Below are 26,960 nucleotides of genomic sequence, written 5' to 3'. Positions count from 1 at the left end.
GGCATGCCCGCCATCAGCCTGCCGGCCGGGCGGCCCGCTTGTTTCACCGGTGGCGAGCGGCCGGGCGAACCTGCGCGAATTCCGCCGAAAACCGCCCTGAATCGGGTAAAATTGCGGGCTACGCGCGCAGCGATGCAATCGGCCCGCCGATCGCCCCCGCTCCCCGGCGGGTTCCCCTGCTGCGCCACCGGGCCGCGCCCGCTCCTCGCTCATCACCCAAGGAATGCCCATGACAGGCTACGATCGTCAGTCGATCTCGGATACGACCGCCAAAATCCTGCTCGAAGTGCAGGCGGTGCACTTCAACGCCGAAAAACCGTTCATCTTCACGTCCGGCTGGGCGAGCCCCGTCTATATCGACTGCCGCAAGCTGATTTCGTATCCGCGCGTGCGCCGTGCGCTGATGGAAATGGCTGAAACGACGATCATGCGCGACGTCGGCTTCGAGCAGATCGACTCGGTGGCGGGCGGCGAGACGGCCGGCATCCCGTTCGCGGCATGGCTCGCGGACCGCATGATGGTGCCGATGCAGTACGTGCGCAAGAAGCCGAAGGGTTTCGGCCGCAACGCGCAGATCGAAGGCCATCTGGAAGAAGGCTCGCGCGTGCTGCTGGTTGAAGACCTGACGACCGACAGCCGCAGCAAGATCAACTTCGTCAACGCGCTGCGCACCGCGGGCGCGACGGTGAACCACTGCTTCGTGCTGTTCCACTACAACATCTTCAAGGAAAGCGTGTCGGTCCTGAAGGACATCGACGTCGACCTGCACGCGCTGGCGACGTGGTGGGACGTGCTGCGCGTCGCGAAGGCTTCGGGCTACTTCGAGACCAAGACGCTCGACGAAGTCGAGAAATTCCTGCACGCGCCGGCCGAATGGTCGGCCGCGCACGGCGGCGCGACCGGCGCACCGGCGTAACGCCGCGCCGGCTACTGCGCCGGCACGAGGATCGAGAAAACCGCTCGCAGCGTCGCGAGCGGTTTTTTTTCGTCCGCCGACCCGGCCGCGGCGGCGATCGGCGGCGCGCCCTGCGGCAATGCGCGGGCTTCGTTCATCCAACCCCTAATGCTAGACTTGATCCGTCACCGCCATCATCTTCGCGGGCAACGCACCACGCCAACCTTGCCGGGCGGCTCGGCCCGGCCCACGTGACGGGAGAAGCGCCATATGCGTGTGGATCGCCGGACCGCTGCGCCTGCGTCTTCGGGTCGTCCGCCCGCCTTCGTCATCCCGCTCGTCTGCGTCGCGCTGCTCGCGTCCGGGGTCGTGCGCGCGGAAGGTGCGTTCACCGTGTCGAGCGAGGACCTGCCGAGCGGCGGCCGCGTCGGCAACGCGAACGTGTTCGACCGCGGCGACTGCAAGGGCGCGAACCGCTCGCCGGAGCTGAGCTGGCACAATCCGCCGCCCGGCACGCGCGGCTACGCGGTCACGATGTTCGATCCCGACGCGCCCGGACACGGCTGGTGGCACTGGGCCGTCGCGAGCATTCCCGCCACCGTCACGAGGCTGCCCGCCGACGCGAGCGCATCCGGCTTCCTGCGGCGCATCGGCGCGAGCGAGGCGCGCAACGACTTCGGGACCGACGGCTACGGCGGCCCGTGCCCGCCGCCCGGCAAGCCGCACCGCTACGTGATCACCGTCTATGCGCTGAAGGGCATGGACCTGCGCGTCGCGCAGGGCCGCCCCGCACCGATGTTCGAGCACGAGATCGGCACGCAGACGCTCGGCACCGCGCGGCTCGTCGTCCATTACGGGCGGTGACCGGCGGCCCATACCCGGCCATTCAATATTCCGTCACGCTGGCGATGCACGATAAGGCTGCGCGATCGGCGTCCAGCACCGATGCCGGCCGCCTCGAACGCGGCGGCCGACGCGTGCGAGCCGGCATGCGCGCGCCGCCCGCCCAGCGCGCGGACGTCGACGTGACGCACCGGGCCGCGAATCGTCTTTTTTCGGCCCGTGCGGTGCAGGGCCGCCGGATGAGGTCTTAAAATGTCGGTTTTCGGGCGCCGCCCCCCGTTTCAGTGAGAGCGAAATGAGCACCAAAGTTTTTGTCGACGGCCAGGAAGGCACGACCGGCCTGAAGATCTTCGAATACCTGGCGGCACGCAACGACGTCGAAGTCCTGCGCATCGACGAAGCGAAGCGCAAGGATGTCGACGAGCGCCGCCGCCTGATCAACGCGTCGGACGTCACGTTCCTGTGCCTGCCGGACGTCGCGTCGCGCGAATCGGCGTCGCTGGTCGAGAACCCGCACACTACGCTGATCGACGCGAGCACCGCGTTCCGCACCCACGCCGACTGGGCGTACGGCCTGCCCGAACTGACCCGCACGCAGCGCGAGAAGATCCGCACGTCGAAGCGCATCGCGGTGCCGGGCTGCCACGCGTCGGCCTTCGTGCTCGCGATGCGTCCGCTCGTCGAGGCCGGCATCGTCGCGCCGACGTTCGCCGCGCACAGCTATTCGATCACCGGCTACAGCGGCGGCGGCAAGTCGATGATCGCCGACTACGAGAACGCGGCGGCGGCCGGCAAGCTCGCGAGCCCGCGCCCGTATGCGCTCGGCCTCACGCACAAGCACCTGCCGGAAATGGCCGCGCACACCGGCCTCGAGAACGCGCCGATCTTCACGCCGATCGTCGGCCCGTTCCTCAAGGGCCTCGCGGTGACGACCTACTTCACGCCCGCGCAGCTCGCGAAACGCGCGACGCCGCAGGACGTGCAGCGCGTGTTCGCCGAATACTACGCGGACGAAGCGTTCGTGCACGTCGCGCCGTTCAACGCGGACGCGAATCTCGACGGCGGCTTCTTCGACGTCCAGGCAAACAACGACACGAACCGCGTCGACCTGTTCGTGTTCGGCAACGAGGAGCGCTTCGTCACGGTCGCGCGTCTCGACAACCTCGGCAAGGGTGCGTCGGGTGCCGCGATCCAGTGCATGAACATCAACATCGGCGCGGCCGAGGACACCGGCCTCAAGCGCTGATCCACGTCGCATGCGATGCAAAGCCGGCCGCTGGCCGGCTTTTTTTATTCGCGCGAAGCAATAATAAAAATTCGGTCAGCTTATTTACAAATATTTACAAGCTTTCCATTGCGCGATTGCCGGGGAATTAATTCACCGCGCGTTTCTCCAGTCAATCCCGAATAGGGATAAACCGGATGTGCGGCGCTTTAAACGCTGCCGTTATACGCGCTCAGGCGCTCCGGCGACGGCGCGCATGTGGCGCCGCCCCCACTCGACCACCCGTTCCAGGCCGCGCTGCCGTTTTAATTCTTACTGAAAGCCCCCATCCGGCAAGGATTCAAAATCAGGCCTCCGTTTCAATCGCCTTTTTTAGACGAGTTCGTCAATTGACAGCAAAAATCGCCGCAGCGACATTAGCTCGCACAATTAAACGATTGGAGACAGCGGCATGTCGCACACCTTATCGAAGGGGGTGGCAACGGCCTTTGCCATTGCCCCTTTGCTGGTCGCCTGTGGTGGGGGGGATTCCGGCGGCGCACTCGCGCCGATCGACACGCCCCAATGTTCCGGTTCGAGCTGCGGCACGCAAGGGCCACCGCCGTCGCAGCCCGTCAACGGCGCGCTGTGCCCGGCCGACGCCGACATCGTGAAGAGCACGTATCTCGGCGGCGCCGGTAGCGGCGAGATCGTCAGCGTCAACATCGACGCCGTCGCGATGACCTACACGCTCAAGTGGCTCGAATCGCCGATTCCGCTCGCCACGGGCACCGTCACGCCGAGCCGCGCCGGCACGACGATCACCGGCAAGGTCATGCATCCGCCGACCGGCACGCTGCCGACCGCCGAGCAGACGCGCTGCGCATTCATCCTGACGCCGGGCTCGGGCAAGACGCCGAGCGGCGCCACCTATTCGACGGCCGCCGACTTCAACCAGGCGAACCCGCCGATGCTGCTCGTCGGCATGGGCGTCGCAGGCGGCGGCATTCCGGGTGCGACGGTCCAGTACGACGGGCTGACGATCATTCCCGGCGTGCTGCAGAACGTCGGCCAGGTGCCGAACCGCCATTTCGACTTCTACCCGTTCCTCGGCTTCGCCAACACGACGACCGATCTTTCGAAGCTGCCCGGCACGTACAACGCGCTGATCTATCACCTCGTGCCGTCCGGCAACTACGCGACCAAGGGCACGAACTCGAGCGAGACGTTCGACGCGAACGGCGCGTGTACCTCGACGAGTTCGGGCGGCTGCCAGACGACCGGCAATCCCTGGACCGTGAACACAGCGAACGGCGGCTACTTCGACAGCACGAAGGCGCCGCAGACGCTGCCGCAGACGCAACTGCCGCTGATCGGCGCGACCGGCAAGTCGGCGACCGCGCACATGGTGCTCGGCCAGCTCAACGGCGCGACCGTGCCGGTGATCGTGCGCACGGGCAACGTGAACCTCGGCACGGCGCCGCTGCACACCGACGCGCAGGTCGACGACGAATCGGGCATCGCGGTGCTCGGCGCGGCAACGGCGATCACGTCGGGCGCGATCGACGGCGGCTACGCGGGCGCGGACTCGAACTTCAAGTACACGGCTGCGCTGATCCGCGGCAGCAACGCGTCGTTCATCAACCCGTCCACGCAGGCCGAGGAAGACGGCTTCACGCTCGACTACGGCCAGACGACGCCGGGCCTGCTGGGCGCGACCACGACGCCGCCGAGCGGCGCGAGCTATCCGTCCGCATCGGGCGTGGTGATCGCGACCGGCGGGCTGTATGCGGCGCTGATCCAGGGCACGGTGAACGGCGGCGTCACGTCGACGTCGGCGAATTCGTCCACGTCGTCGACGCCGTACTTCGGCGTGGGCGCGCAGATCAGCAAGTAGCGATCGGGGGCGCGGCGGCGGTGGCCGTCGCCGCGCGAAGCTGGACGGCGCCCGGCATGGCGCCGGCAGGACGAGCACAAGCCATAGAAGCGGCCGACAGGGAGCTGGCCGCCGCACAAGACAAATCTGGAGGAGCAACATGAAGCGCAACCTCATTCTCGCGGCCGCCTTGACCGCCCCCCTTCTTTCGGCCTGCGGCGGCGGCGACGACAATCCGCCGCCGCTCGTCGAAGACCGGCTCTGCCCCGCGTCGCTCGACTACAGCACCGTGTTTACCGGCGGCGCGGGCAGCGGCGAACTCGCGAAAGTCCAGCTCGACACGACCAAGATGACCTGGCAGGTCACCTATGTCGAATCGCCGGTGCCGCAGACGACCGGCACGGTCGTGCCGACCCGCGCGGGCACCGTCGACAGCGGCACGCTCACGCAGGAAACGCTGCTGCCGACCAACAAGCTGAACCAGTGCGCATTCCGCCTGAACGGCGCGAGCCTCGATCCGTCGCGCCCGGCGCGGATCTTCGTCGGCGAAGGCGTGGCGGGCGGCACGATTCCCGGCAAGGAAATCCAGTTCAACGGCGTGCTCGGCCAGGCCGCGGTGCCCGACACGAAATTCCCGTACTACCCGTTCATCGGCTTCTCGTCGATCGAAACCGACATCACGAAGGTCGCCGGCACATACAGCCACGTCGGCTTCGGCGAAGTGCCGTCGCAGAACTTCGCGCCGGCGTCGATCGACGCGAAGGTGACGATCAACGCCGACGGTTCGTGGACCAAGTGCGATTCGACCGGCCAGTTCGCGGGCGCCGCGTGCACGCAGCAGGGCACGAACTTCGTGCAGTCGGCGGACGGCAGCGGCGCGTTCCAGTCGAACCACTACCAGAGCCAGCTGAAGCCGACGCTGTCGGCGACGCCGCAAGGCAAGGGCTTCATGATCGTCGGCAAGCTGCGCAACCAGCTCGTGCCGATCCTCGTGCGCACCGGCGTCGCGAACCCGAACCCGACGCCGGACAGCAACGGCGTGCCGGGCCTGACCGCCGACGACGAATCGAGCATCTCGATCCTCGCGCCGCAGACGGCGATCTCGGTCGGCTCGCAGAACGGCGAGTACATCGGCGTCGACAGCCAGTTCGACTACCGGACCACCGCGCTGATCAACAACCAGGCCACGCTGCTTGATCCGTTCCAGCCGTCGCAGGCGTCGCTCGCGACCGCGCTCGACCTCGACTACACGCAGAAGGTGCCGGGTACGGTCACGACGATCCATACGGGCGCGAGCAGCTCGACGCCGACCGGCAAGTTCATCTTCACGGGCGGCGTGTTCGGTTTCCTCGACAACGCGGGATCGACGCCGTATTTCACGATCGGCGCGTTCGTCCAGTAAGCGGAGGGAAGCCGTGATGAAGAAGACCCTTCTGTGCGCGGCGGCCGGCGCCGCCGTGCTGGCGCCGCTCGCGGCCCACGCGCAGAGCGCCGGCAGCAACGTCGTCACGCTCGGCTGGTTCCACGTGATGCCGCAGCAAAGCAGCACGCCGATGACGACCAACGTCGCACCGACGCCGATCAATACGCCGCTGCGCCTGCCGCCGTCGTTCACGTCGCCGGGCACCGGGCTGCACACGAGCGGCGCGGACACCGTCGGCCTGACCGTCAGCCACTTCCTGACCGACCATATCGCGGTCACGTCGGTGGCCGGCGTGCCGCCGGTGTTCAAGGTGTCGGGCCAGGGCACGATCAAGCCGCCCGGCCCGGCCGGCGCGCTCGGCTCGCAGAACATCGGGCTCGCGTCGGTCAACCCGATCGTGAAGAGCGTGCGGCAATGGAGCCCGGCCGTGCTGCTGCAGTACTACTTCGGGCAGGCCACCGCGAAGTTCCGGCCGTTCCTCGGCCTCGGCGTGTCGTACAACTGGTTCAGCGACCTGCAGCTCAACACCAACTTCATCAAGCAGACGCAGGACAACCTCGGCGCGATCCTGGCGGCGGGCGCGGGCAAGCCGGGCACGACGTCGGTGGAGGCGAAGGCGTCGTCGTCGTGGCAGCCGGTGTTCAACGCGGGCCTGCAGTACAACATGACCGAGCATTTCGGGCTGGTGGCGTCGGTGACCTATATCCCGCTGAAGACGACGTCGACGGTGACGATAAAGGCGGCCGACGGCACCGTGCTGGCCGAGTCGAAATCGGAGCTGAAGGCCGATCCGATCATCAGCTACGTCGGGATGACGTACAAGTTCTGACGCCGGCAGCCGAAGGCGCAACGCGCGCTGCGGGAAAAACGCAGGCAAAAAAAAGCCCGCCTAGGAGGCGGGCTGAATCCATATCAGAGGAGACATGGAGGAGACAGGTGCAACTATAGCGAATCGGTTTCCGCAACGCAACATTTCCGTAGAGAAAATAAGGATTTTCCCTCGAATGCGGACTCTAGACCGCGATTGCATCTGACCCCTTCGTCAGCTCCTGCGCCAGCACGTCGGCCAGCGCGTCGCGCAGCAGTGCGACGGGCCGCATCAGCCGGCCCGGCAGCGCGCCGTGCACGGTCCACACGTTGATCCGCGTCTCGATCCCCGCCGTTTCCACCACCTTCAGCGCGTCGCGATGCGCGCTGCGCGCCAGCGCGTTCGGCGGCGCGATGCCGATGCCCGCGCCGCGCGCGACCAGCGACAGCTGCAGCTCCGAGCCGAACGCCTCGACCGCCACGTCGAACGGCAGCCCGGCCGAGCCGAGCGCGCGGCTCAGCGCCGAGCGCATGCCGCAGCCGTCCTGGCTCAGCACCCATGGGAAACCGGACAGCGTGTCGAGCGTCAGCGGGCCGTCCGGCAACGGGAAGTCGCGCGCGGCGACCAGCACCGTCGGCTGCGTGCCGAGCAGGGTGGCGACGAGCGTGTCCGGCAGCGCCGCGCTGGCCGGCACCATCACGGCGGCCACGTCGAGCGTGCCGCGTTCGACGCCCTGCACCAGCGCCGGCGACCAGCCGGCCGTCACGCGCAGCGTCAGGCGCGGAAACGCTTCGCGCAGCCGGTCGATCGGCTGCTCGAGCGCCAGTTCGGACAGGAACGGCGGCACGCCGATGCGCAGTTCGCCGGCCGGCTCGCTGTCCGGCGTGCCGGCCGCCATCAGCGCGTCGACCGCGCACAGCACGTCGCGCGCCAGCGCATAGACGTCGCGCCCGGCCGCGGTCGGCTTCAGCGGCTTGCTCTGCCGGTCCAGCAGCGGCACGCCGAGCAGCGTTTCGAGGTTCTGCACGCGCCGCGTCAGGCCCGGCTGCGTCAGATGGAGCTTCGCGGCGGCGGCCACCATCGAGCCGCTGTCGACCACCGCGACGAACGCCTGGAGATCACGCGTATTCAAAACAATCTCGCATAATCATGTTAGACATATTTCAATTGTCGCATAAACATCGGCCGCCTACGATGGGATTTCCTTCGACTCCCGCTCCAGGCTTCCGATGAACTGCCCTGCTCCTTCCTGCCCGGCCGCCGACACCCGCGATGCCGCCCGCCTCGCCGCCGCGCCGCCCGCACTCAGCGCCGGCATGACGCTCTTTTTCGCCGCGACGGTCGGCGTGATCGTGATCGACCTGTTCGCCGCGCAGCCGCTCACCGGTCCGATCAGCGCCGACCTGCACCTGCCCGCCGGCCTGGCCGGCCTCGTCGCGATGCTGCCGCAGCTCGGCTATGCGGCCGGCCTCGTGCTGCTGGTGCCGCTCGTCGACCTGCTCGAGAACCGCCGCCTGATCGTGACGACGCTTGCGGTGTGCGCAGCGATGCTCGCGCTGCCGGCGTTCACGCATTCCGGCGTGGTGTTCCTGCTCGCGACGCTGGTCGCGGGCGCCGCATCGAGCGTGATCCAGATGCTGGTGCCGATGGCCGCATCGATGGCGCCCGACGCGCAGCGCGGCCGCGCGGTGGGCAACGTGATGAGCGGACTGATGCTCGGCATCCTGCTGTCGCGGCCGCTCGCGAGCCTGATCGCCGGCTCGGTCGGCTGGCGCGCGTTCTATGCGCTCGCCGCGCTCGCGAACCTCGCGATCGCCGCCGTGCTCGCGTTCCGGCTGCCGTCGCGCCGCCCGTCGGCGACGGCCGGCTATCGCGCGCTGCTCGCGTCGATGGGACGCCTGCTGGCCGACGAACCCGTGCTGCGCCGTTACGCGCTGTCGGCCGCGCTCGCGATGGCCGCGTTCAGCGCGTTCTGGACCGCCGTCGGGCTGCGGCTCGCGCAAGCGCCGTTCGGCCTCGACTTGCACGGGATCGCGCTGTTCGCGTTCGCCGGCGCGAGCGGCGCGATCGTCACGCCGCTCGCCGGGCGCGCGGGCGACCGCGGCCGCGGGCCGGCCGCCCAGCGGCTCGCGCACGGCGCGATGCTGGCGGCGCTGGCCGTGCTTGGCATCGCGGGCGCGGGCTGGTTCGGCTTCGACGCGCATGCGCATCGCGGCGTCGCGCTCGCGCTGCTGGCCGGCGGCGCAGCGCTGCTCGATGCGGGCGTGATCACCGACCAGACGATCGGCCGCCGCGCGATCAACCTGCTGAATCCGGCCGCGCGCGGGCGCCTGAACGGGCTGTTCGTCGGCCTGTTCTTCGTCGGCGGTGCGATCGGCGCGGCGCTGGCCGGCAGCGCGTGGGCGTGGGGCGGATGGAGCGCGGTGTGCGGCGTCGGTTTCGCGTTCGCGGGTGCGGCCGCGGCGTTCGGCCTTGCGTCCGGACGCGCCGCCGACGCGGCGGGACTGCCGGACGCGCGGGCCTGAAACGCGAACGCCCCGTCCTCTTGCGAGGGACGGGGCGTTCGGCGGGCCGAAGCGACGCGGCCGCGCGATCAGTGCCGGACCAGCGCCATCATCGCGCCGAAGCCGACGAACAGGCCGCCGGTCAGCCGGTTGAAGATCTTCGCGACGCTCTGGCTCTTCAGCGTTGCGCCGATGCGCGTGCCGAACGACGCATAGACGAGATACCAGCTCACCTCGATCACCGCGAACGTGACGACGAGGATGCCGAACTGCGGCAGCGTCGGCTCGGCCGCATTGATGAACTGCGGCAGCAGCGCGGCCGCGAACAGGATCGCCTTCGGGTTGCTGCCCGCGACCAGGAAGCCGTTGCGGAACAGCGCCCAGCGCGACGCCGGCGCAGCCTGGCGCGGCACGGACTCGACGTCGGCGGCGGCCGGTGCAGCGTCGTCGACGCGCGCGCGCCACGCCTTCACGCCGAGGTAGACGAGATAGGCCGCGCCCGCGTAACGCAGCGTGTTGAACATCGCCGGCCACGCTTCGAGCACGGCGCCGAGGCCCGCCGCCGATACCGACAGCATCAGCACCAGCGCGGCGAGGCAGCCGGCCATCGTCGACGACGAACGCCGCAGCCCGTGCCGCGCGCCGTGCGTCATCACGAGCAGCATGTTCGGACCCGGAATCGCCGACACGACGAACACCGTCGCCACGAAAAGCCACCACGTATGCAGGTTCATCACCGCTCCCGACCGAAAGAAGAATGAAAACGTCGATTATGCCGCGCGCGACGCGCTTCTGTCGCGCGCCGCGTCAGCGGCCCGCGCGCCGCAGCGCGGCTTCGCCGAGCACCGCGAAGTCCTGGTCGCCGCCGCCGTGGGCAAGCGCGTCGAGCAGGCTGTCGCGCACGACGCTCGCCACCGGCAGCGGCACCGACGCGGCGTCGCCGGCTTCCAGCGCGAGCCGCACGTCCTTCAGGCCGAGACGCGCCTTGAAGCGCGCAGGCTCGTAGCGGCGCTCGGCGATCATCGCGCCGTAACCTTCGTAGACCGGCCCCGGAAACACGCTGCCGGTGATCACGTCGAGGAAATCGCGCATCGCGACGCCGTGCGCCCCGAGCAGCGCCGATGCCTCGCCGAGCGTCTCGATCGCCGACGCGAGCGTGAAGTTCGCCGCGATCTTCGCGACGTTCGCGTGCTGCGGCAGCGATCCGAAGCGCCAGGTCTTCTGGCCGATCGCGTCGAACAGCGGCTGCACGCGGTCGATCGCCTCCGCCGGGCCGCCCGCCATGATCGTCAGCCGCGCGGCGGCCGCGACGTCGGGACGCCCCATCACGGGCGCCGCGACATAGTCCAGGCCGCGCGACGCATGCGCGTGCGCGAGCGATTCCGCGAGCGCGACCGACACCGTCGCCATGTTGACGTGAATCAGCCCGCGCGGCGCCTGCGCGAGCAGCGCGTCGTCGAAGATCGCGCGCGCGGCCGCGTCGTCGGCGAGCATCGAGAACACCGCGTCGCCGCGGAACGCGTCGGCCGGCGTGTCGACGACCTGCGCGCCGAGCGCGGCGAGCGGCTCGGCGCGCTCGCGCGACCGGTTCCACACCCGCACCGCGTGCCCCGCCTTCAGCAGGTTCGTCGCGATGGCCTGCCCCATTTCGCCCAGCCCGATAAATCCGAGATCCATTGCCCGCTCCTTCGACCGTGAAGCGGCGAGTAAAACACAGATGCGGGACGCGTGCAGGGTCCGCACACGATGCGATACTGCGCGAATGGCGACCGCGACCTTCCGCTTCCACGGCGAACTGAACGCGTTCCTCGCGCGTGCGCAGCGCGACCGGGCGTTCGTGCACGCCTGCGCGCGCGACGCGACCGTCAAGCACGCGATCGAGGCGCTCGGCGTGCCGCATACGGAAATCGGCCGGCTCTGCGTGAACGGCGCGCCGGCCACGCTCGAGCGACCGCTCGACGACGGCGACCGCGTCGACGCGTATCCGCCGCGCGCGCAGCCGGCGCCCGGCGCGCCGCCATCGGCCGAATGGCGCTTCATCGCCGACGCGCACCTCGGCGGGCTCGCGCAACTGCTGCGTCTCGCGGGCTTCGACACCTGCTACGACAACCATTACCGCGACGACGAAATCGCGGCGCTCGCCGCACGCGAAAACCGGATCGTGCTCACGCGCGACCGCGAGCTGCTCAAGCGGCGCGCGATCGTGCACGGCTGCTACCTGCACGCGCAGCAGCCCGCCGAACAATTGCGCGAGCTGTTCGTGCGGCTCGATCTCGCGCCGCACATGCGGCCGTTCCGGCTGTGCCTGCGCTGCAATGCGCCGCTGCACGCGCTCGACGCGGCCGCCGCGGCGCCGCGCGTGCCGGCCGGCGTGCGGCAGCGGCACCGCCGCTTCGCCGCGTGCGACGTGTGCCGGCGCGTGTTCTGGGAGGGCTCGCACTGGCGGCGCATGCGCTCGGTGGTCGACGCGATGCGCGCGCCGCCGCTCCCCTCGTCGTCGCCGTCCGGCGAACCCGACGCCTGAAAAAAACAAACCCCGCACGCCGAAACATGCGGGGTTGTCCGACGGTTGGCCGGCCGGGCCGGCTCCGTGGCGACGCGCTTAGTTCTGCGCGCCTGCGTCGTTCGTGCCGGCTGCCGATGCGGCGGCGGCCTTCGCCTTGCCCTTGGCCGAACCGTGGCGCTTCAGCTGGTGCTTCGGCTTGCTGTGATCCTTCTTGGCCGGCGCCGATGCTGCGGCCGACGTGTCGGCTGCCGGCGCGGACGCCTGTGCGAATGCCGAAACCGATGCGAGAGCGAATGCTGCGGTCATGATCGATGCGAGCGTCTTCTTCATTGTTCTTCCTTTAGCGGAGAAATAATTCAAACGTACCGGTACGAAAAGATGCGAGGCATTCGCATCGGAGCGCCAGGTCGCGTCGCAGCTGCCGGCTTCGCCGATCCGCCGCGACAAATACTGACGCACTGGCACCATAACGCATCGTCTTCGCGGCAAGTTGACACGCGGCTTGCGTTTTCGGGTTTTCCCCGAGGCACGCCGGATCGCCCGCGCGGCGGGCTCGCGGGCGGCTTCCCGGGCGGCCCGGCACAAGGTCCGGCGACGCGCGTTACGCGCCCGCCCAACCCGTTCTCGCGCCGTTCGCGGCAACGCTATACTGGGCGACCTTCCGTCCCTTTCCATGGAATCCGGATCGCGGCCGGTCGCGAGACCGCCGCCATGAGGCGCCCAAATTGCCCGATCACAATCTGGACAAACTGAAAATCGACCGGCGTCCGCTCGCCGCGCCGCCGCCGCGGCGCCGCTGGGTCCGCTATGCGATCGCCGCCGCCATCCTCCTCGTCGCCATCGGCGCGAGCGTCGCGCTCACCGGCCGGCCGACCGTCGAGACGACGGCCGTCACTTCCGCCTACCCGTACCAGAACGACACGCAGCTCAACGCGACCGGCTACGTCGTGCCGCAACGCAAGGCCGCGGTGGCGTCGAAGGGCCAGGGGCGCGTCGAGTGGCTCGGCGTGCTCGAGGGTACGCGCGTGAAGAAGGACGAGGTCATCGCGCGCCTCGAAAGCGACGACGTGCGGGCGTCGCTCGCGCAGGCGCTGGCGCAGGTCAAGGTCGCCCGCGCCAATCTCGCGCTGCAGCAGGCCGAGCTGAGCGACGCGGAAATCGCGCTGCGCCGCTCCGCCGCGCTCGCGCCGAAAGGCGCGGTGCCGGCCGCGCAGTACGATGCCGACCGCGCCCGCGTGAACAAGGCGCGCGCCTCGGTCGACAGCGACGCGGCCGCGATCGCGTCGGCGCAGGCCAACGCGCAGGCGGCGCAGGTCGCGGTCGACCAGACCGTGATCCGCGCGCCGTTCGACGGCATCGTGCTTGCGAAGCACGCGAACGTCGGCGACAACATCACGCCGTTCTCGTCCGCGTCGGACAGCAAGGGCGCGGTCGTGACGATCGCCGACATGGACACCCTCGAGGTCGAGGCCGACGTCGCCGAGTCGAACATCGCGAAGATCCGCGCCGAGCAGCCGTGCGAGATCCAGCTCGACGCGCTGCCCGACCTGCGTTTTGCGGGCCGCGTGTCGCGCATCGTGCCGACCGTCGACCGCTCGAAGGCCACCGTGCTCGTCAAGGTCCGCTTCGTCGACCGCGACGACCGCGTGCTGCCCGACATGAGCGCGAAGATCGCGTTCCTGTCGAAGCCGCTGTCCGCGCAGGACCGGCGGCCGGTGACGGCCGTGCAGGCCAGCGCCGTCGTCGAGCGCGACGGCCGGCCGGTCGTGTTCGTCGTAAAGGACGACGCGGTGCGCGCGGTGCCCGTGACGAAGGGTGCGCGAATCGGCGAACTCGTCGCGATTGGCGGCGTGAAGCCGGGCGACACGGTCGTGCTCGCGCCGGGCCCGAAGCTCAGGGACGGCGCGAAAGTGACCGTCGCGAAGAAGTAGCGGGGCGCGCGTGAGCGAAGCGCCGCCGCCCCTCGTCGAGATCAGCCACGTCGCGAAATCGTACCGGCGCGGCAACCAGCTCGTGCCGGTGCTGACCGACATCACGCTCGACATCGGCGAAGGCGAATTCGTCGCGCTGATGGGGCCGTCGGGCTCGGGCAAGAGCACGCTGCTGAACCTCGTGGCCGGCATCGACCGGCCCGACGCCGGCGAACTGCGCGTCGGCGGGCTCGACATCACGCAGCTCGCGGAGGCGCAGCTCGCCGAATGGCGCGCCGCGAACGTCGGCTTCATCTTCCAGTTCTACAACCTGATGCCGGTGCTGACCGCGTTCGAGAACGTCGAGCTGCCGCTGATGCTCACGCACCTGTCGCGCCGCGAGCGGCGCGAGCGTGTCGCGCTCGTGCTCGACATGGTGAATCTCGGCGACCGCACCAGCCACTACCCGTCCGAGCTGTCCGGCGGCCAGCAGCAGCGCGTCGCGATCGCGCGCGCGCTGATCACCGATCCGGCGCTGATCGTCGCCGACGAGCCGACCGGCGACCTCGACCGCGCGTCGGCGACCGACGTGCTCGCGATGCTGCAGCGGCTAAACGCCGAGCTCGGCAAGACCATCATCATGGTGACCCACGACGCGCATGCGGCCGCCGCCGCGAACACGCTCGTGCATCTGGAAAAAGGGGAGCTGATCGATGGCCACGCGGGCTGAGCGTCGGCGGGAGCGCGCACGATGTTCGTGCTGAAGCTGATCGCGCGCAATGCGCTGCGGCACCGGCTGCGAACGCTGCTGACCGTGCTCGGGCTGACCATCGCGGTGCTCGCGTTCGGGCTGCTGCATACGGTCGTCGACGCGTGGTATGCCGGCGCGGCCGCCGCGTCGAGCGGCCGGCTCGTCACGCGCAACGCGATCTCGCTCGTGTTCCCGCTGCCGCTCAGCTACGAGAACCGGATTCGCGGCGTCGACGGCGTGACGGCCGTGGTGCGCTCGAACTGGTTCGGCGGCATCTATCGCGACCCGAAGAACTTCTTCGCGAGCTTCGCGGTATCGGACAACTATCTCGACCTCTACCCCGAATTCATCGTGCCCGCGCAGCAGCGCGCCGACTACGCCCGCGACCGCCGCGGCTGCCTCGTCGGACGCCAGCTCGCGACGCAGTTCGGCTTCAAGGTCGGCGACGTGATTCCGCTGAAGGGCACGATCTATCCGGGCACCTGGGACTTCGTCGTGCGCGGCATCCTTGATGGCCGCGACGATTCGACGATCACGCGCCAGCTGGTATTCCACTGGGACTACCTGAACGAAACGGTGCGCAAGCGCACGCCGAAACAGGCCGACCAGGTCGGCGTGTTCGTGCTCGGCGTCGCGAACCCCGACGACGGCGCGGCGATCGCGCGCAACGTCGACGCGGCGTTCCGCAACTCGCTCGCCGAAACGCTGACCGAGACCGAGCAGGCGTTCCAGCTCGGCTTCGTCGCGATGTCGAACCAGATCATCGCGGCGATCCGGCTGGTGTCCTACGTGGTGATCCTGATCATCATGGCCGTGATGGCCAACGCGATGGCGATGAGCGCGCGCGAGCGCACCGCCGAATACGCGACGCTGAAGGCGCTTGGCTTCGGGCCCGGCTTTCTCGCGCTGCTCGTGTTCGGCGAATCGGTCGTGATCGCGGTGGCCGGCGGCGCGCTCGGGATGCTCGCGACCTCGCCGGCCGCGAGCGCGTTCAAGCAGGCGGCGGGCGGCATCTTCCCGGTGTTCAAGGTGTCGACGCAGACACTCGCGCTGCAGGCGGCCTGCTCGCTCGCGGTCGGCCTCGCGGCCGCGCTCGCGCCGGCCTGGCAGGCGGCGCGCGTGCGCGTGGTCGAAGGCCTGCGGGCGATCGGCTAGGAACCGGCGATGGCGATCCCGCTCACCTACATCGCGCGCAACCTGTGGGCCCGGCGTCTCACCACCGCGCTGACCGCCGGCGGGATGGCGCTCGTGATCTTCGTGTTCGCGACCGTGCTGATGCTCGACGCGGGGCTCACGCAGACGCTCGTCTCGACCGGCGAACCCGACAACGTCGTCGTGATCCGCAAGGGCGCCGAAACCGAGATCCAGAGCGCGATCGACCACCAGCAGGCGAACGCGCTCGAGATGCATCCGTCGGTCGCGCTCGGCGCCGACGGCCGGCCGCTCGTGTCGAAGGAGGCGGTCGTGCTGATCTCGCTCGTGAAAACCTCCACCGGCAAGCCGTCGAACGTCGTGATTCGCGGCGTCTCGCCGTCCGGCCTCGCGCTGCGTCCGCGCGTGCACCTCACGGCGGGCCGCATGTTCGCGCCGGGCTCGTCGGAAATCATCGTCGGCAGCGCGATCGTGAAGGGCTTCAGCGGCACGCAGCTCGGCGACCGCCTGCATTTCGCGCAGCGCGACTGGACCATCGTCGGCGTGTTCGACGCGGGCGGCAGCGGCTTCGATTCGGAGATCTGGGGCGACGTCGACCAGCTGATGCAGTCGTTTCGCCGCACCAGCTATTCGTCGATGGTGCTGCGCATCCCGAGCGCGGACGGCTTCGCGCGCTTCAAGGCCGACATCGACGTGGACCCGCGCCTGACCGACGAGGCGAAGCGCGAGCAGGCGTTCTACGGCGACCAGTCGAAGGCGCTGTCGACCTTCATCAACATCCTCGGCATCACGCTGTCGACGATCTTCTCGATCGCCGCGATGATCGGCGCGATGATCACGATGTATGCGTCGGTCGCGAACCGCGTCGCCGAGATCGGCACGCTGCGCGCGCTCGGCTTCAGGCGCACCAGCGTGCTCGTCGCGTTCGTGCTCGAAGCGCTGCTGCTCGGCTTCGTCGGCGGCGTCGCCGGGCTCGCGTGCGCGTCGCTGATGCAGTTCGCGTCGTTCTCGACGACCAACTTCCAGACCTTCTCCGACCTGTCGTTCCGCTTCGTGCTGACGCCGGCGATCGTCGTCAAGACGCTGCTGTTCTCGCTCGTGATGGGGCTCGTCGGCGGCTTCCTGCCGGCCCTGCGCGCCGCGCGGCTGAACATCGTCGACGCGCTGCGCGCGCAGTGACGCGCAACCGCGCCGCTCAGCGCTCGCGCGGCACCCACGCGCCGTGGAAGCCGGCCGGCACGCGGCGCGGCAGATGCACGGTTGCGAGCGGGCCCGCGTCGATCGCGCGCGCGTCGAGGATCACGACATCGCTCGTATCGGTCGCCGCGCGGTACACCATCACCAGCAGCCAGCCGTCGTCCTCGTCGATGCCGCCCGGGCGTGACACGAACACGGGCTCGCCGTTCTGGTCGCCGGGCGGCACCGCGTAGCGCGTAGTCGTGCCGTTCGCATGGTCGAAGCGCATCACGCCGCGCATCTGCGCGCCGTTCGGCTGCTCGGCCGCGTACAGGTATCGGTAGCGGCGCCCGGTCCGGCGCTCGTTGATGCGCGGCAGCTCGATCCCGCCGTCCGCGAGCGGCCCTTCGTCGACCAGCCCGTTCGCCGTATCGATCACATAGCGCCACAGCTCGCCGACCGGGTTGTCGGCAAAGCGCCCCGTGCGCGCGTCGAGCCGCAGGAACGACGGATAGCGCACCGCATCGAGCACGATGCATTCCGCATCGCAGTCGTAGGCGTTCACGACGTGCAGGATGAAGCACGGCTCGACGCCGAACCAGCGCACGTCGCCGCCGTGGCGCGGCAGCACGCCGATGCGCGCGTCGCGTTCGTCGTGCCAGCGCAGCGGCATCCGGTGACCCTGCTTCAGCAGCGAGAAGTCGTAGCCGACGTTCAGGTCGAGCACCAGGCTGCGGGTTTCGGTGATCGCGAGATCGTGCATCATCGACGGCGCGGGCAGGTCGATGGCGAGATCGACGCGCTGCACGCCGTGCGCGTCGGCCACGCCGTAGCGCAGCCGCGGCGCGCGCCAGTCCGCCTGAAACGCGATCAGCTCGCCGGTCGACGGATTGAGCTTCGGATGGGCGGCCATCGCGCCGTCGAAGCCCGCGTGCCGTGCCGGCGCGCCGAGCGAATCGAGCGCGGCGGTGATCGCGAACGGCGCGCCGCCGTCCGACAGCGCGAGCAGTTCGCCCGCATGCTGCAGCACGCTCACGTTCGGATTGGTATCGGGCAGGTGCGGCGCCTGCGCGGGCGCATGCACGGCGGCCCAGCGCCGCGTGCGCGCCCAGCGGTTCCGGTAGCCGGCCGCGCGGCCGTTTTCGAACGCGATCGCGTGCAGCATCGCGGCTTCCGGCCACCACGACAGCATGTCGTTCCCTTCGAAGCGGCCGCCCGGCGGATTGGGGCCGTTGCGCAGCAGCGTGCCGTCGAGTCCGGGCGGAATGGCGCCCGTCACGTGCAGGTCGACGAGGTCGACCTCGTCGGCGACCGGCGCGATCGCGCCCCGGTTCAGGTCGAATGCGGTCATGGCGTCGCGCGCTCCGTCAACGGTCGTCGGTGAATCGCGGCAGGTCGCCGCGCGCGAGCGCAAGCGCATGGTCGCGCACGTCGTCCGGCCAGCCCGCGATCAGCTCGGCCATCCGCTCGAGGTCGTTCGCGTACAGCATGCGCGCCGCCTCCTCGAAGCCGGGCAGGTCGCCGGCCAGCGCCGACATGAAGTGATACGCGCGCGCCTGCGCGTCGCGCCGCCGGTCGGCGGCCGCATGCGTGCGCCGCGCGTCCTCGACGAGTTTGCGCAGCGCGACCGATGCACCACCCGGCTGCGCGGCGAGCCATTCCCAGTGACGCGGCAGCAGCGTGACCTCGCGCGACACGACGCCGAGCTTCGGCCGGCCGCGGCCGCGCTGTTCGCTCGCGCCGGCCGGCTCGCCGGCGGCGCCTGCAGCGTCGGCTGCGTCACCCTGCGGCGGCGCATAACGCGCGCGGACTTCATCGGCCGTGCCGCGCAGGTCGAGGTCGATCGAGCGGCCCGTCGCATCGTCGAAGATCAGGACCGTGCCGGTCATTCCGTCGCCGGCGACGCGCTTGACCGCGAGCGCCACCGTCGCGAGCGGGCCCGACGCGAGCCGCCGGTGACCGTCGAAGGCCGTGCAGGAAGGAACGAGTGTGGAAGCGGTCATCGTGGTCGCCCTCGGAGCGGGTTCGTTGATTGGAATGCCGCTATTTTTATCCGGGTATAAATAAGATGTCAATATCACCCGGATAAAAATATGGCGATCGGCACGTACGGTCTCTTCCTTCCATCGATCGATTCAAACGCTGAATCGATCAAGTCAGAAATTGGCATGAAAGCGGAATGTCCACCGTGCCAGAATGATCCGCACGCCCTGCCTTGGCGCAGCGACGTCCGGCCGCCTGCGAGCGGCAATCCGCCAGACAACTCGATCGCGCGCACACCGATGCGCGCGACGGCGCCTTCCGCGTCCCGGAGGAGACAAGTCATGAATCCGCTTCACGCGCTGCCGGCGTCCGCGTCGGCGACGGCCCGGCGCACGCGCGTGCGCTGGCTCGTGCTGGCCGTCCTGTTCGCGGTCACGACGATCAACTACGCGGATCGCGCGGCGATCGCGATCGCGGGGCCGAGCCTCGCCCGCGCGCTGCATCTGAACCATGTGCAGATCGGCTTCATCTTCTCGGCGTTCGGCTGGTCGTACGTGATCGCGCAACTGCCGGGCGGCTGGCTGCTCGACCGCTACGGCTCGCGCGTCGTCTATGCGTTCAGCATTTTTTTCTGGTCGCTGTTCACGCTGCTGCAGGGTGCGATCGGCTTCCTCGGCGGCGCGGCGGCGTTTGCGCTGCTGTTCGGGCTGCGCTTCCTGGTCGGCGCGGCCGAAGCGCCGTCGTTCCCGGCCAACAGCCGGATCGTGTCCGCATGGTTCCCGGCGCCCGAGCGCGGCACCGCGTCGGCGATCTTCAATGCCGCGCAGTACGCGGCGACCGTCGTGTTCGCTCCGCTGATGGGCTGGCTCGTGCACGCGTTCGGCTGGCAGTCGGTATTCGCGGTGATGGGCGTGCTCGGCTTCGCGTTCGTCGCGATCTGGAACCGCACCGTCTACGATCCGAAGGACCATCCCGGCATCAATCGCGCGGAACTCGACTATCTCGCCGAGGGCGGCGCGCTCGTCAATATCGACCAGGCGACGGGCCGCCGCGACGCCGGCCCGTCGCTGCATCACGTGAAGGCGCTGCTGAAGAGCCGGATGCTGATCGGCGTGTACGTCGCGCAGTACTGCATCAACGCGCTCACCTATTTCTTCATCACGTGGTTTCCCGTCTATCTGGTACAGGCGCGCGGGATGTCGATCCTCAACGCGGGGCTCGTCGCGTCGATCCCGGCCGTGTGCGGCTTCCTCGGCGGGATTCTCGGCGGCGTGGTGTCCGATGCGCTGCTCAGGCAGGGCCGCTCGCTGTCGGTCGCGCGCAAGGTGCCGATCGTGATCGGCATGCTGCTGTCGATGTCGATGCTGGTCTGCAACTACACCGACTCGCATGTGCTGGTCGTGCTGTTCATGGCGCTGTCGTTCTTCGGCAAGGGGCTCGGCGCGCTCGGCTGGGCCGTCAACGCCGACACCGCGCCGCGCCAGATCGCGGGGCTGAGCGGCGCGCTGCTCAACACGTGCGGCAACCTGTCCAGCATCACGACGCCGATCGCGATCGGCTATATCGTCGACCGCAGCGGCTCGTTCAACGGCGCACTCGTCTACGTCGTCGCGCACGCGCTCGTTGCGGTGATCTGCTACGTGTTCGTCGTCGGCGAGATCCGCCGCGTCGAGCTTGATTGAACGGCGCGGGCCGCGCCGGTCCGTCCGGCGGCCCGCGCGAACGGAACCAGGAGCGAACCGATGTCCGAAACCCGCCATGCCGGCACGCCGCGCGTCACGCGCATGCAGGTGATTCCCGTCGCCGGCCGCGACAGCATGCTGCTCAACCTGTGCGGTGCGCACGCGCCGTACTTCACGCGCAACCTCGTGATCCTCGAGGACAGCAGCGGGCGCACGGGCGCGGGCGAGGTGCCGGGCGGCGAGGGCATCCGCCACGCGCTCGAACGGATGATCGACCGCGTGGTCGGCCAGCCGATCGGGCACTACCAGGCCACGCTGAACGCGGTACGCGCCGCGCTTGCCGGCACGGGGCCGGGCGCCGGACGCACGATCCGGCACGAGGTCACGTCGGCCGGCGAAGCGGCCGTGCTCCGCCAGCCGCACGAGATCAACCTGCGGCTCGACAACGTGATCACCGCGATCGAGGCCGCGCTGCTCGACCTGCTCGGCCAGTACCTCGACGTGCCCGTCGCGGCGCTGCTCGGTGAAGGGCAGCAACGCGACGCGGTGCCGATGCTCGCCTACCTGTTCTATATCGGCGACCGGCGCCGCACCGACCTGCCGTACCGCGACGAAGCGCACGCATCGGACCCGTGGTTCCGGCTGCGCAACGACGAGGCGCTGACGCCGGCCGCGATCGCGCGGCAGGCCGAGGCTGCGGTCGAGCGCTACGGCTTCGCCGATTTCAAGCTGAAGGGCGGCGTGATGGCCGGCGCGGACGAGATGGAGGCGATCGCGGCGATCAAGGCGCGCTTCCCGGATGCGCGCGCGACGCTCGATCCGAACGGCGCGTGGTCGCTCGACGAAGCCGTCGCGCTGTGTCGCGGGCAGGGCCACCTGCTCGCCTATGCGGAAGACCCGTGCGGCCCGGAAGCCGGCTATTCGGGCCGCGAGGTGATGGCCGAATTCCGCCGCGCGACGGGCATCCCGACCGCGACCAACATGATCGCGACCGACTGGCGGCAGATGGATCATGCGGTGCGGCTGCAGGCGGTCGACATCCCGCTTGCCGACCCGCACTTCTGGACCATGCAGGGCTCGGTGCGGCTCGCGCAGCTCTGCCGCGACTGGGGACTCACGTGGGGCTCGCACTCGAACAATCACTTCGACGTGTCGCTCGCGATGTTCACGCACGCGGCCGCCGCCGCGCCCGGCACGATCACCGCGATCGACACGCACTGGATCTGGCAGGAAGGCGATGCGCGGCTCACGCGCGAGCCGCTCGCGATCGTCGGCGGCAAGGTCGCCGTGCCGGAGCGGCCGGGGCTCGGCATCAAGCTCGACATGGCGCAGATCGAGGCCGCGCATGCGCTGTACCGGCAGGTCGGCAGCACTGCGCGCGACGATGCGGTCGCGATGCGTTACCTCGTGCCGGGGTGGACGTATGATCCGAAGCGGCCGAGTTTCGGGCGGGGGTGACGGGGAAGTCGAAGGTGGCGACGGGGACGAAGGCCGGGGATACAGCCGGAAACACGTGGCCGCGGCGCGCGCCTTCCCGCGCTTCAATGCAAAAAACCCCGCCGGGCATCGCCCGACGGGGTTTTCGAATTCTGTTGGTGGAGCGGAGGAGGATCGAACTCCCGACCTTCGCATTGCGAACGCGACGCTCTCCCAGCTGAGCTACCGCCCCAACAGTCCACCATCATACACACGCTTTTCCGCGCTTGGCAATAGGGTTCTCCCCAGCCATTTTGACGCGCACGGCCGGCCGGCGCCGGCCTCGCGCATCACTGCTGCGGTGCGCCCGCGAGCACCCATTCGACGACCGAGCGGACGTCCGCATCGCTCATGCGCGGATGCGCGGGCATCGGAATCGCGCCCCAGACGCCGGAGCCGCCCTCCTTCACCTTCTTCGACAGCTTTGCCACCGCCTGCGGATCGGCCTTGTATCGCGCGGCGATGTCCTTGAACGACGGACCGACGAGCTTGCGGTCCACCGCATGACAGCCCATGCATGCGTTGCTGCGCGCGACCTTCAGGCCGTCGCCGACATCCGCGTGCGCGACCGCGCCGAACGTCCCGGCCATCAGCGCCGCGGCCGCGACGCCCTGCACCATCCGTTGCTTCATCGACTTCATCTTCCCGGCCTTCATTGCGGAGTCGCCTTCGGATTGCCGGGATGCACGCTCGACGAATTCGAGATCGGCGCGGGCGGCTGCAGCGGCGTGGACTGCACGGACGCATCGGGCACCGCGCCGACCGTCGCGGCATCGGCCGGCGCCGCGGCGGCCTGCGCGCCGGCGGCATCGCTTGCCGGCGTGGCGGCCTGCAGCGCCTGCGCATCCTGCGGCTTGATGTACTGGAACACCTTCACGACCTTCTCGACGCCCGGCACCTGGCTCGCCGCCTCTGCGCCGCGATTGCCCTCGTCGACCGTCACGAGGCCCATCAGGTAGATGTTGCCGCGCTCGCTGACGACCTTGTAGTTGTTCGCCGAAATCCCCTTCGTCGCGATCAGTTCGGACTTCACGCGCCCTTCGAGGTACGAGTCGTTCGCCCGCGACGACAGCGACGACGCCGGCTCGACCGACAGTTCGTTGACGATCCCGTTGACGTTGTTGATGCCGCGCACGATTTCCTCGGCGCGCTGCTTGGACGCATCGTTCGGCACCTCGCCGGTCAGCAGCACGCGGCGGTTGAACACCGTCACGTTCACGTGCGACTGGTCGGGCAGCCCGTTGTTGATCTGCGTGAGCGACTTGACCTGGATCTCGCGATCCTCCGTCTGCGCGCCGAGCGTGCGGCGATCGGTTGCGATCAGCGCGCCGCCGCCGGCCGCCGCACCCACCACTCCGAGCACACAGCCCTGCAGCGACACGGCCAGGCCCGCCGTCAGCGCGGCGAGCAGCGTGGTTCTGACGAGCGTCTGTTTGACGCGGCTTTGATTCATCGACGGCTCTCCTTCGTTCAATCCTCACCCAGCAGCATCGCGTCGATGCCGTCGCACAGGCAGTGGATGGTCAGCAGATGGACTTCGTGGACGCGCGCCGCCCGCTCGGCGGGCACGTTGATCGGAATATCGGTGTCGGACAGCGCGGCCGCGACCGCATGGCCGCTGCCGCCCGTCAGCGCGACGACGGTCATCTCGCGCTCGTGCGCCTCGTCGATCGCCGCCAGCACGCGCGGCGACGCGCCGCTCGCATCGAGCACCAGCAGGATGTCGCCGGTCTGCCCGAGCACGCGCACCTGCTGTGCGAACAGCTGCTCGGCGGCGGCCGCCCCCGTGAGCCCGCCCTGCGACGCATCGGTGGCCAGCGCGATCGCGGGCAGGCCCGGACGCTCGCGCTCGAAGCCGCCGACCAGCGACACGGCGAGGTAATGCGCGGCAGCGGCCGACGGGCCGTCGCCGCAGGCGACGATCTTGTTGCCGTTCGCCAGCGCGGCGAACATCGCGTCGACCGCGGCCGCGATCGGCAACGACAGCGCGTCGGCCGCTTCGGCAAGCAGCGCGACACTGTCGTTAAAATGTTGCTGAATACGTTCGACTGACATCGATTCCTGGTGAACTGGGCGCGCGACGCATCTCGCGCGACATCGTGGGTGCGGCGAGTTTACCGTACTCCGGCGCCCTGTCCGGGGGGTTGGCAAGAACTCTTTACATCTGGTCACAGCTCGCGGCTACGCGTCGTCGGTACGAAATGCGTCACGCAGCCATACGAGCCGCCCGGCCTCGAACGCGACGACGTCGAAACGGCACGCCGCGCGCGGGTCGTGCCGCGCCCAGAAGCGCTGCGCCGCCGCGACGAGCCGCCGCCGCTTGCGCCAGCCGACGCTCGCGGCCGCCCCGCCGTGCCGTGTGCTGCGCCGCGCGCGCACCTCGACGAACACGAGCGTGCCGTCCGCTTCGCGCATCACGAGATCGAGCTCGCCGCCGCGCATCGTCACGTTCGCCGCGACGAACGCGAGCCCGCGGCGCGCGAGGAACTGCCGCGCACGCAGCTCGAATGCCGCACCGACGGGCTTGGATCGCGCCGCGCCGGAAAAGTTGTCGCGTGCATGCGCCGCACCGCGACGCGCCTCCGGCGCGGGCGCCGCCGCGTGGCACAATGCCGTCCTTGTTCCGCTTGCGCCGCGATTGCGTGCATTGCCTGCCATGACTGCCCTCCTCGAACTCGCGCATACGCAGCACTATCCGGAAGCCGCGCTCTACGTGGTCGCGACGCCGATCGGCAACACCGCCGACATCACGCTGCGCGCGCTGCACGTGCTCGGCCTCGCCGACCGCATCGCAGCCGAAGACACCCGCAACACGGGCCAGCTGCTGGCCCGCTACGGGGTCTCGAAGCCGCTCGTCGCAGTGCACGAGCACAACGAACGCGAGGCGGCGCTGCGCGTGATCGAACTGCTGCGCGCCGGCGAGCGCGTCGCGTACGTGTCGGACGCCGGCACGCCCGGCATCTCGGACCCGGGCGCGCGGCTCGTCGACGCCGTGCGCGCGGCCGGCTTCGCGGTGATCCCGCTGCCGGGCGCGAGCGCGGCCGTGACCGCGCTCAGCGTCGCCGGCGACTGGGCCGGCGCGTTCACGTTCGCCGGCTTCCTGCCGCCGAAGGCGAAGCAGCGCGCGAGCGCGCTGCAGGCGCTGGTGTCGCATCCGTATGCACTGGTGTTCTACGAAGCGCCGCACCGGATCGCCGACACGGTCGCGGCGCTCGCCGAGGCGTTCGGCCCCGCGCGCCGGCTGCTGATCGCGCGTGAACTGACCAAGCTACACGAGCAGCTGTTCCAGGGCACCCTGGCCGAAGGACAGAGCTGGCTCGACGCCGACCCGAACCGTCAGCGCGGCGAATTCGTGCTGGTCGTCGAAGGCGCGCCGGACAACGAGGGCGCCGCCGACGACACCGCGCACGACGCGCTGCTCAGGCTGCTGCTGGAAGAAGTGCCGGTGAAGAGCGCCGCCAGGCTCGCGGCCGCGCTGACCGGCGCGTCGCGCAATGCGCTGTATGCGCGCGCACTGGCACTGAAGGAAGGGTGACGAACCGTCAACGAGCGGCGGGCCGGCGAACGAAACGCCGGCGCCCCCGGAACGACAAAGGGCTGCCTCGGGCAGCCCTTTTGCATGAGCGGACGATCCGCCGTACGACTACTTCGACGAGATCGACGCGAACATCTCGTCGCGCGCCTCGCGCGCTTCCTGCGGCGAGAGTCCTTCGATCTTCACGCGGCCGGTGCCGGCGTGCACGAGGCCGATCACCTTCGCCGCCGCATACGACAGGTCGAGCACGCGACCGCGCTTGAACGGCCCGCGATCGTTGACCTTCACCACGACCCACTTGCCGGTCGACGCGTTGGTCACCTTGATGTACGACGACAGCGGCAGCGTGCGGTGCGCGGCGGTGAACGCGTTCATGTTGAAGCGCTCGCCGTTCGCGGTGCGGCGGCCGTGGAAGTCCTTCCCGTACCACGATGCGCGGCCCGTCTGGCGGAAATCGGACACGTCCTTGCCGTCGATCGGCTCGGCGTCCGCCAGCGACGACTTCTTCGCGTCGCTGCTGTCGGCGGCCGGCATCGATGCCAGCGCGGAATCGAAATTCAGTTGCTGCTTGTCGTCGTCCGCCTTCGCGGCGGCGGCGGTCTTGTCGACCGCCTTCTTCTGGCTCACGCTGCCGGTGGTCTGGCTGGGCGGCACGGCACAGCCCGTCAGCGCGAGAAATAATGCAATGGTCCCGAATCGACTCGGAAAACGTAAATTCATCGACGTGTCGCCTTCTGGTTCGGGCCGCGACTCCACAACGCTGTACTCAACGCTGACATGCGACCCGGACGGCAAATGCGTGCACGCCCCGCTCGAACGCGAGCAGGCGGCGGCTTGCATGGGCGCGGCTTTCGTCTCTGCCGCAACCGTCCTGATTAGCTTTCACGTCTGGCGCAACCTGTCCCCGGCAGCCTGACCAGACCCCACATGCCGCCATCGAACATGGCTTTCACGTTCGCGCGCGTCGATACAGCCAACGCACAGGAACGGCGGCACAGGCCTCATCCGGCGGCGCGGCAGCAAGGCCGCAGGCGGGCGCGCAGCACCCGGCCGGACAAGACGTGAGCACCGAATGCTCGGTGCTGGATACACCGCCGGACTCCCCGGCGGCTGATGCTTGACGGTGAATCCGACGCCCCTTTTAACGGGGCCGAAACACCAGCGAATTGCGTGAAATTCACGCGCAATGGGGCGCATTATACATAAATCAAAAGTGCGACCGGAAAAACGCCCTGC

At 69.4% G+C, this 26,960-nt stretch carries 28 protein-coding genes and 1 tRNA gene; 16 read left to right on the top strand and 13 right to left on the bottom strand.

All coding sequences use genetic code 11. The features are described 5' to 3' along the window. The first annotated feature begins 229 nt into the window (after positions 1–229). The gene (locus WS57_RS14135; RefSeq protein ID WP_009691322.1) at positions 230–916 is read left to right on the top strand and encodes an orotate phosphoribosyltransferase; all 687 of its coding nucleotides are present in this window, start codon (positions 230–232) and stop codon (positions 914–916) included. An 11-nt stretch (positions 917–927) separates the two neighbouring features. On the opposite strand, the gene WS57_RS38190 is transcribed toward WS57_RS14135, so the two are convergent. Next, positions 928–1,053 carry a hypothetical protein gene (locus WS57_RS38190; RefSeq protein ID WP_009691321.1) on the bottom strand — a complete coding sequence of 42 codons (126 nt, stop codon included), beginning with the start codon at positions 1,051–1,053 and terminating at the stop codon, positions 928–930. 112 nt (positions 1,054–1,165) lie between these two features. Between WS57_RS38190 and WS57_RS14130 the strand changes: the two genes are divergently transcribed. The 5 genes from WS57_RS14130 to WS57_RS14110 all read left to right on the top strand — a co-directional run bounded on the left by WS57_RS14130 (position 1,166) and on the right by WS57_RS14110 (position 7,070). Continuing rightward, on the top strand, positions 1,166–1,759 hold the full coding sequence (locus tag WS57_RS14130; protein ID WP_069244432.1) for a YbhB/YbcL family Raf kinase inhibitor-like protein: 594 nt from the start codon (positions 1,166–1,168) through the stop codon (positions 1,757–1,759). Positions 1,760–2,033: 274 nt separating this feature from the next. Next, entirely contained in the window at positions 2,034–2,984 is a 951-nt protein-coding gene (argC, locus tag WS57_RS14125) for an N-acetyl-gamma-glutamyl-phosphate reductase (RefSeq protein WP_040126469.1), read from the top strand. A gap of 430 nt (positions 2,985–3,414) precedes the next feature. Continuing rightward, the gene (locus tag WS57_RS14120; RefSeq protein WP_040126468.1) at positions 3,415–4,839 is read left to right on the top strand and encodes a DUF2957 domain-containing protein; all 1,425 of its coding nucleotides are present in this window, start codon (positions 3,415–3,417) and stop codon (positions 4,837–4,839) included. 139 nt (positions 4,840–4,978) lie between these two features. Then, on the top strand, positions 4,979–6,220 hold the full coding sequence (locus tag WS57_RS14115) for a DUF2957 domain-containing protein (RefSeq protein ID WP_009691316.1): 1,242 nt from the start codon (positions 4,979–4,981) through the stop codon (positions 6,218–6,220). 16 nt (positions 6,221–6,236) lie between these two features. Beyond that, positions 6,237–7,070 carry an OmpW/AlkL family protein gene (locus tag WS57_RS14110; RefSeq protein ID WP_009691315.1) on the top strand — a complete coding sequence of 278 codons (834 nt, stop codon included), beginning with the start codon at positions 6,237–6,239 and terminating at the stop codon, positions 7,068–7,070. A gap of 184 nt (positions 7,071–7,254) precedes the next feature. Here WS57_RS14110 and WS57_RS14105 read toward each other — a convergent pair whose 3' ends face one another. Continuing rightward, positions 7,255–8,181 carry a LysR family transcriptional regulator gene (locus WS57_RS14105; RefSeq protein ID WP_059604537.1) on the bottom strand — a complete coding sequence of 309 codons (927 nt, stop codon included), beginning with the start codon at positions 8,179–8,181 and terminating at the stop codon, positions 7,255–7,257. Positions 8,182–8,278: 97 nt separating this feature from the next. Here WS57_RS14105 and WS57_RS14100 point away from each other — a divergent pair, with 97 nt between their 5' ends. Beyond that, complete coding sequence (locus WS57_RS14100) at positions 8,279–9,574, top strand: MFS transporter (RefSeq protein ID WP_059514813.1); 1,296 nt, start codon at positions 8,279–8,281, stop codon at positions 9,572–9,574. A 68-nt stretch (positions 9,575–9,642) separates the two neighbouring features. Here WS57_RS14100 and WS57_RS14095 read toward each other — a convergent pair whose 3' ends face one another. Together WS57_RS14095 and WS57_RS14090 are read right to left on the bottom strand one after the other, a co-directional pair. Continuing rightward, positions 9,643–10,287 carry a LysE family translocator gene (locus WS57_RS14095; RefSeq protein ID WP_059514810.1) on the bottom strand — a complete coding sequence of 215 codons (645 nt, stop codon included), beginning with the start codon at positions 10,285–10,287 and terminating at the stop codon, positions 9,643–9,645. Between the two features lie 73 nt (positions 10,288–10,360). Next, entirely contained in the window at positions 10,361–11,230 is an 870-nt protein-coding gene (locus WS57_RS14090) for an NAD(P)-dependent oxidoreductase (protein WP_040126463.1), read from the bottom strand. A gap of 85 nt (positions 11,231–11,315) precedes the next feature. Between WS57_RS14090 and WS57_RS14085 the strand changes: the two genes are divergently transcribed. After that, a complete protein-coding gene (locus WS57_RS14085; RefSeq protein ID WP_069244431.1) occupies positions 11,316–12,077 on the top strand; it encodes a Mut7-C RNAse domain-containing protein in 762 nt (253 codons plus the stop codon). Positions 12,078–12,155: 78 nt separating this feature from the next. Here WS57_RS14085 and WS57_RS14080 read toward each other — a convergent pair whose 3' ends face one another. Further along, complete coding sequence (locus tag WS57_RS14080) at positions 12,156–12,389, bottom strand: hypothetical protein (protein WP_040126461.1); 234 nt, start codon at positions 12,387–12,389, stop codon at positions 12,156–12,158. A gap of 395 nt (positions 12,390–12,784) precedes the next feature. Between WS57_RS14080 and WS57_RS14075 the strand changes: the two genes are divergently transcribed. From WS57_RS14075 to WS57_RS14060, 4 genes are read left to right on the top strand one after another with little or no spacing between them, the layout of a single operon-like run. Continuing rightward, positions 12,785–13,990, top strand: a complete 1,206-nt coding sequence (locus WS57_RS14075; protein ID WP_069244430.1) for an efflux RND transporter periplasmic adaptor subunit — start codon at positions 12,785–12,787, stop codon at positions 13,988–13,990. Between the two features lie 10 nt (positions 13,991–14,000). After that, positions 14,001–14,699 (top strand): ABC transporter ATP-binding protein, encoded by a 699-nt coding sequence (locus tag WS57_RS14070; protein WP_009692063.1) that lies wholly within the window; start codon positions 14,001–14,003, stop codon positions 14,697–14,699. A gap of 21 nt (positions 14,700–14,720) precedes the next feature. Then, entirely contained in the window at positions 14,721–15,875 is a 1,155-nt protein-coding gene (locus tag WS57_RS14065; RefSeq protein WP_069244429.1) for an ABC transporter permease, read from the top strand. 9 nt (positions 15,876–15,884) lie between these two features. Continuing rightward, on the top strand, positions 15,885–17,051 hold the full coding sequence (locus WS57_RS14060; protein ID WP_009692065.1) for an ABC transporter permease: 1,167 nt from the start codon (positions 15,885–15,887) through the stop codon (positions 17,049–17,051). Between the two features lie 16 nt (positions 17,052–17,067). On the opposite strand, the gene WS57_RS14055 is transcribed toward WS57_RS14060, so the two are convergent. Together WS57_RS14055 and WS57_RS14050 are read right to left on the bottom strand one after the other, a co-directional pair. Next, complete coding sequence (locus WS57_RS14055) at positions 17,068–18,399, bottom strand: carotenoid oxygenase family protein (RefSeq protein ID WP_069244428.1); 1,332 nt, start codon at positions 18,397–18,399, stop codon at positions 17,068–17,070. Positions 18,400–18,415: 16 nt separating this feature from the next. Beyond that, positions 18,416–19,051, bottom strand: coding sequence for a DUF2239 family protein (locus WS57_RS14050; protein ID WP_069244427.1), 636 nt, complete (start codon positions 19,049–19,051; stop codon positions 18,416–18,418). Between the two features lie 321 nt (positions 19,052–19,372). Between WS57_RS14050 and WS57_RS14045 the strand changes: the two genes are divergently transcribed. After that, the gene (locus WS57_RS14045; protein WP_059604548.1) at positions 19,373–20,713 is read left to right on the top strand and encodes an MFS transporter; all 1,341 of its coding nucleotides are present in this window, start codon (positions 19,373–19,375) and stop codon (positions 20,711–20,713) included. Positions 20,714–20,773: 60 nt separating this feature from the next. Beyond that, positions 20,774–22,171 carry an enolase C-terminal domain-like protein gene (locus WS57_RS14040; RefSeq protein WP_069244426.1) on the top strand — a complete coding sequence of 466 codons (1,398 nt, stop codon included), beginning with the start codon at positions 20,774–20,776 and terminating at the stop codon, positions 22,169–22,171. 135 nt (positions 22,172–22,306) lie between these two features. Here WS57_RS14040 and WS57_RS14035 read toward each other — a convergent pair. The 5 genes from WS57_RS14035 to WS57_RS14015 form a co-directional block, all read right to left on the bottom strand. Further along, a tRNA-Ala gene (locus WS57_RS14035) sits at positions 22,307–22,382 on the bottom strand. A gap of 97 nt (positions 22,383–22,479) precedes the next feature. Continuing rightward, complete coding sequence (locus tag WS57_RS14030; RefSeq protein WP_059514830.1) at positions 22,480–22,830, bottom strand: c-type cytochrome; 351 nt, start codon at positions 22,828–22,830, stop codon at positions 22,480–22,482. 11 nt (positions 22,831–22,841) lie between these two features. Further along, positions 22,842–23,642: a BON domain-containing protein gene (locus WS57_RS14025; RefSeq protein WP_009687632.1), complete on the bottom strand. Its 801-nt coding sequence runs from the start codon at positions 23,640–23,642 to the stop codon at positions 22,842–22,844. Between the two features lie 17 nt (positions 23,643–23,659). Continuing rightward, complete coding sequence (locus tag WS57_RS14020; RefSeq protein WP_059603793.1) at positions 23,660–24,244, bottom strand: SIS domain-containing protein; 585 nt, start codon at positions 24,242–24,244, stop codon at positions 23,660–23,662. Between the two features lie 126 nt (positions 24,245–24,370). After that, positions 24,371–24,799 (bottom strand): YraN family protein, encoded by a 429-nt coding sequence (locus tag WS57_RS14015; RefSeq protein ID WP_040126450.1) that lies wholly within the window; start codon positions 24,797–24,799, stop codon positions 24,371–24,373. Between the two features lie 46 nt (positions 24,800–24,845). Here WS57_RS14015 and rsmI point away from each other — a divergent pair, with 46 nt between their 5' ends. Further along, entirely contained in the window at positions 24,846–25,724 is an 879-nt protein-coding gene (gene rsmI, locus WS57_RS14010; RefSeq protein ID WP_069244425.1) for a 16S rRNA (cytidine(1402)-2'-O)-methyltransferase, read from the top strand. Positions 25,725–25,832: 108 nt separating this feature from the next. On the opposite strand, the gene WS57_RS14005 is transcribed toward rsmI, so the two are convergent. Beyond that, a complete protein-coding gene (locus tag WS57_RS14005) occupies positions 25,833–26,444 on the bottom strand; it encodes a septal ring lytic transglycosylase RlpA family protein (RefSeq protein WP_009693706.1) in 612 nt (203 codons plus the stop codon). On the opposite strand from WS57_RS14005, the gene WS57_RS37995 reads away from it, so the two are divergent. Further along, positions 26,326–26,640, top strand: coding sequence for a hypothetical protein (locus WS57_RS37995; RefSeq protein ID WP_228545363.1), 315 nt, complete (start codon positions 26,326–26,328; stop codon positions 26,638–26,640). The two genes, WS57_RS14005 and WS57_RS37995, sit on opposite strands and share 119 nt — an antisense overlap. Positions 26,641–26,960 lie beyond the last annotated feature (320 nt).

Source organism: Burkholderia pseudomultivorans (genome assembly GCF_001718415.1).
GTDB classification, from domain to species: domain Bacteria; phylum Pseudomonadota; class Gammaproteobacteria; order Burkholderiales; family Burkholderiaceae; genus Burkholderia; species Burkholderia pseudomultivorans_A.
The sequence above is the reverse complement of the archived record's forward strand: the minus strand, read 5'-3'. Positions and strand labels throughout refer to the sequence as shown.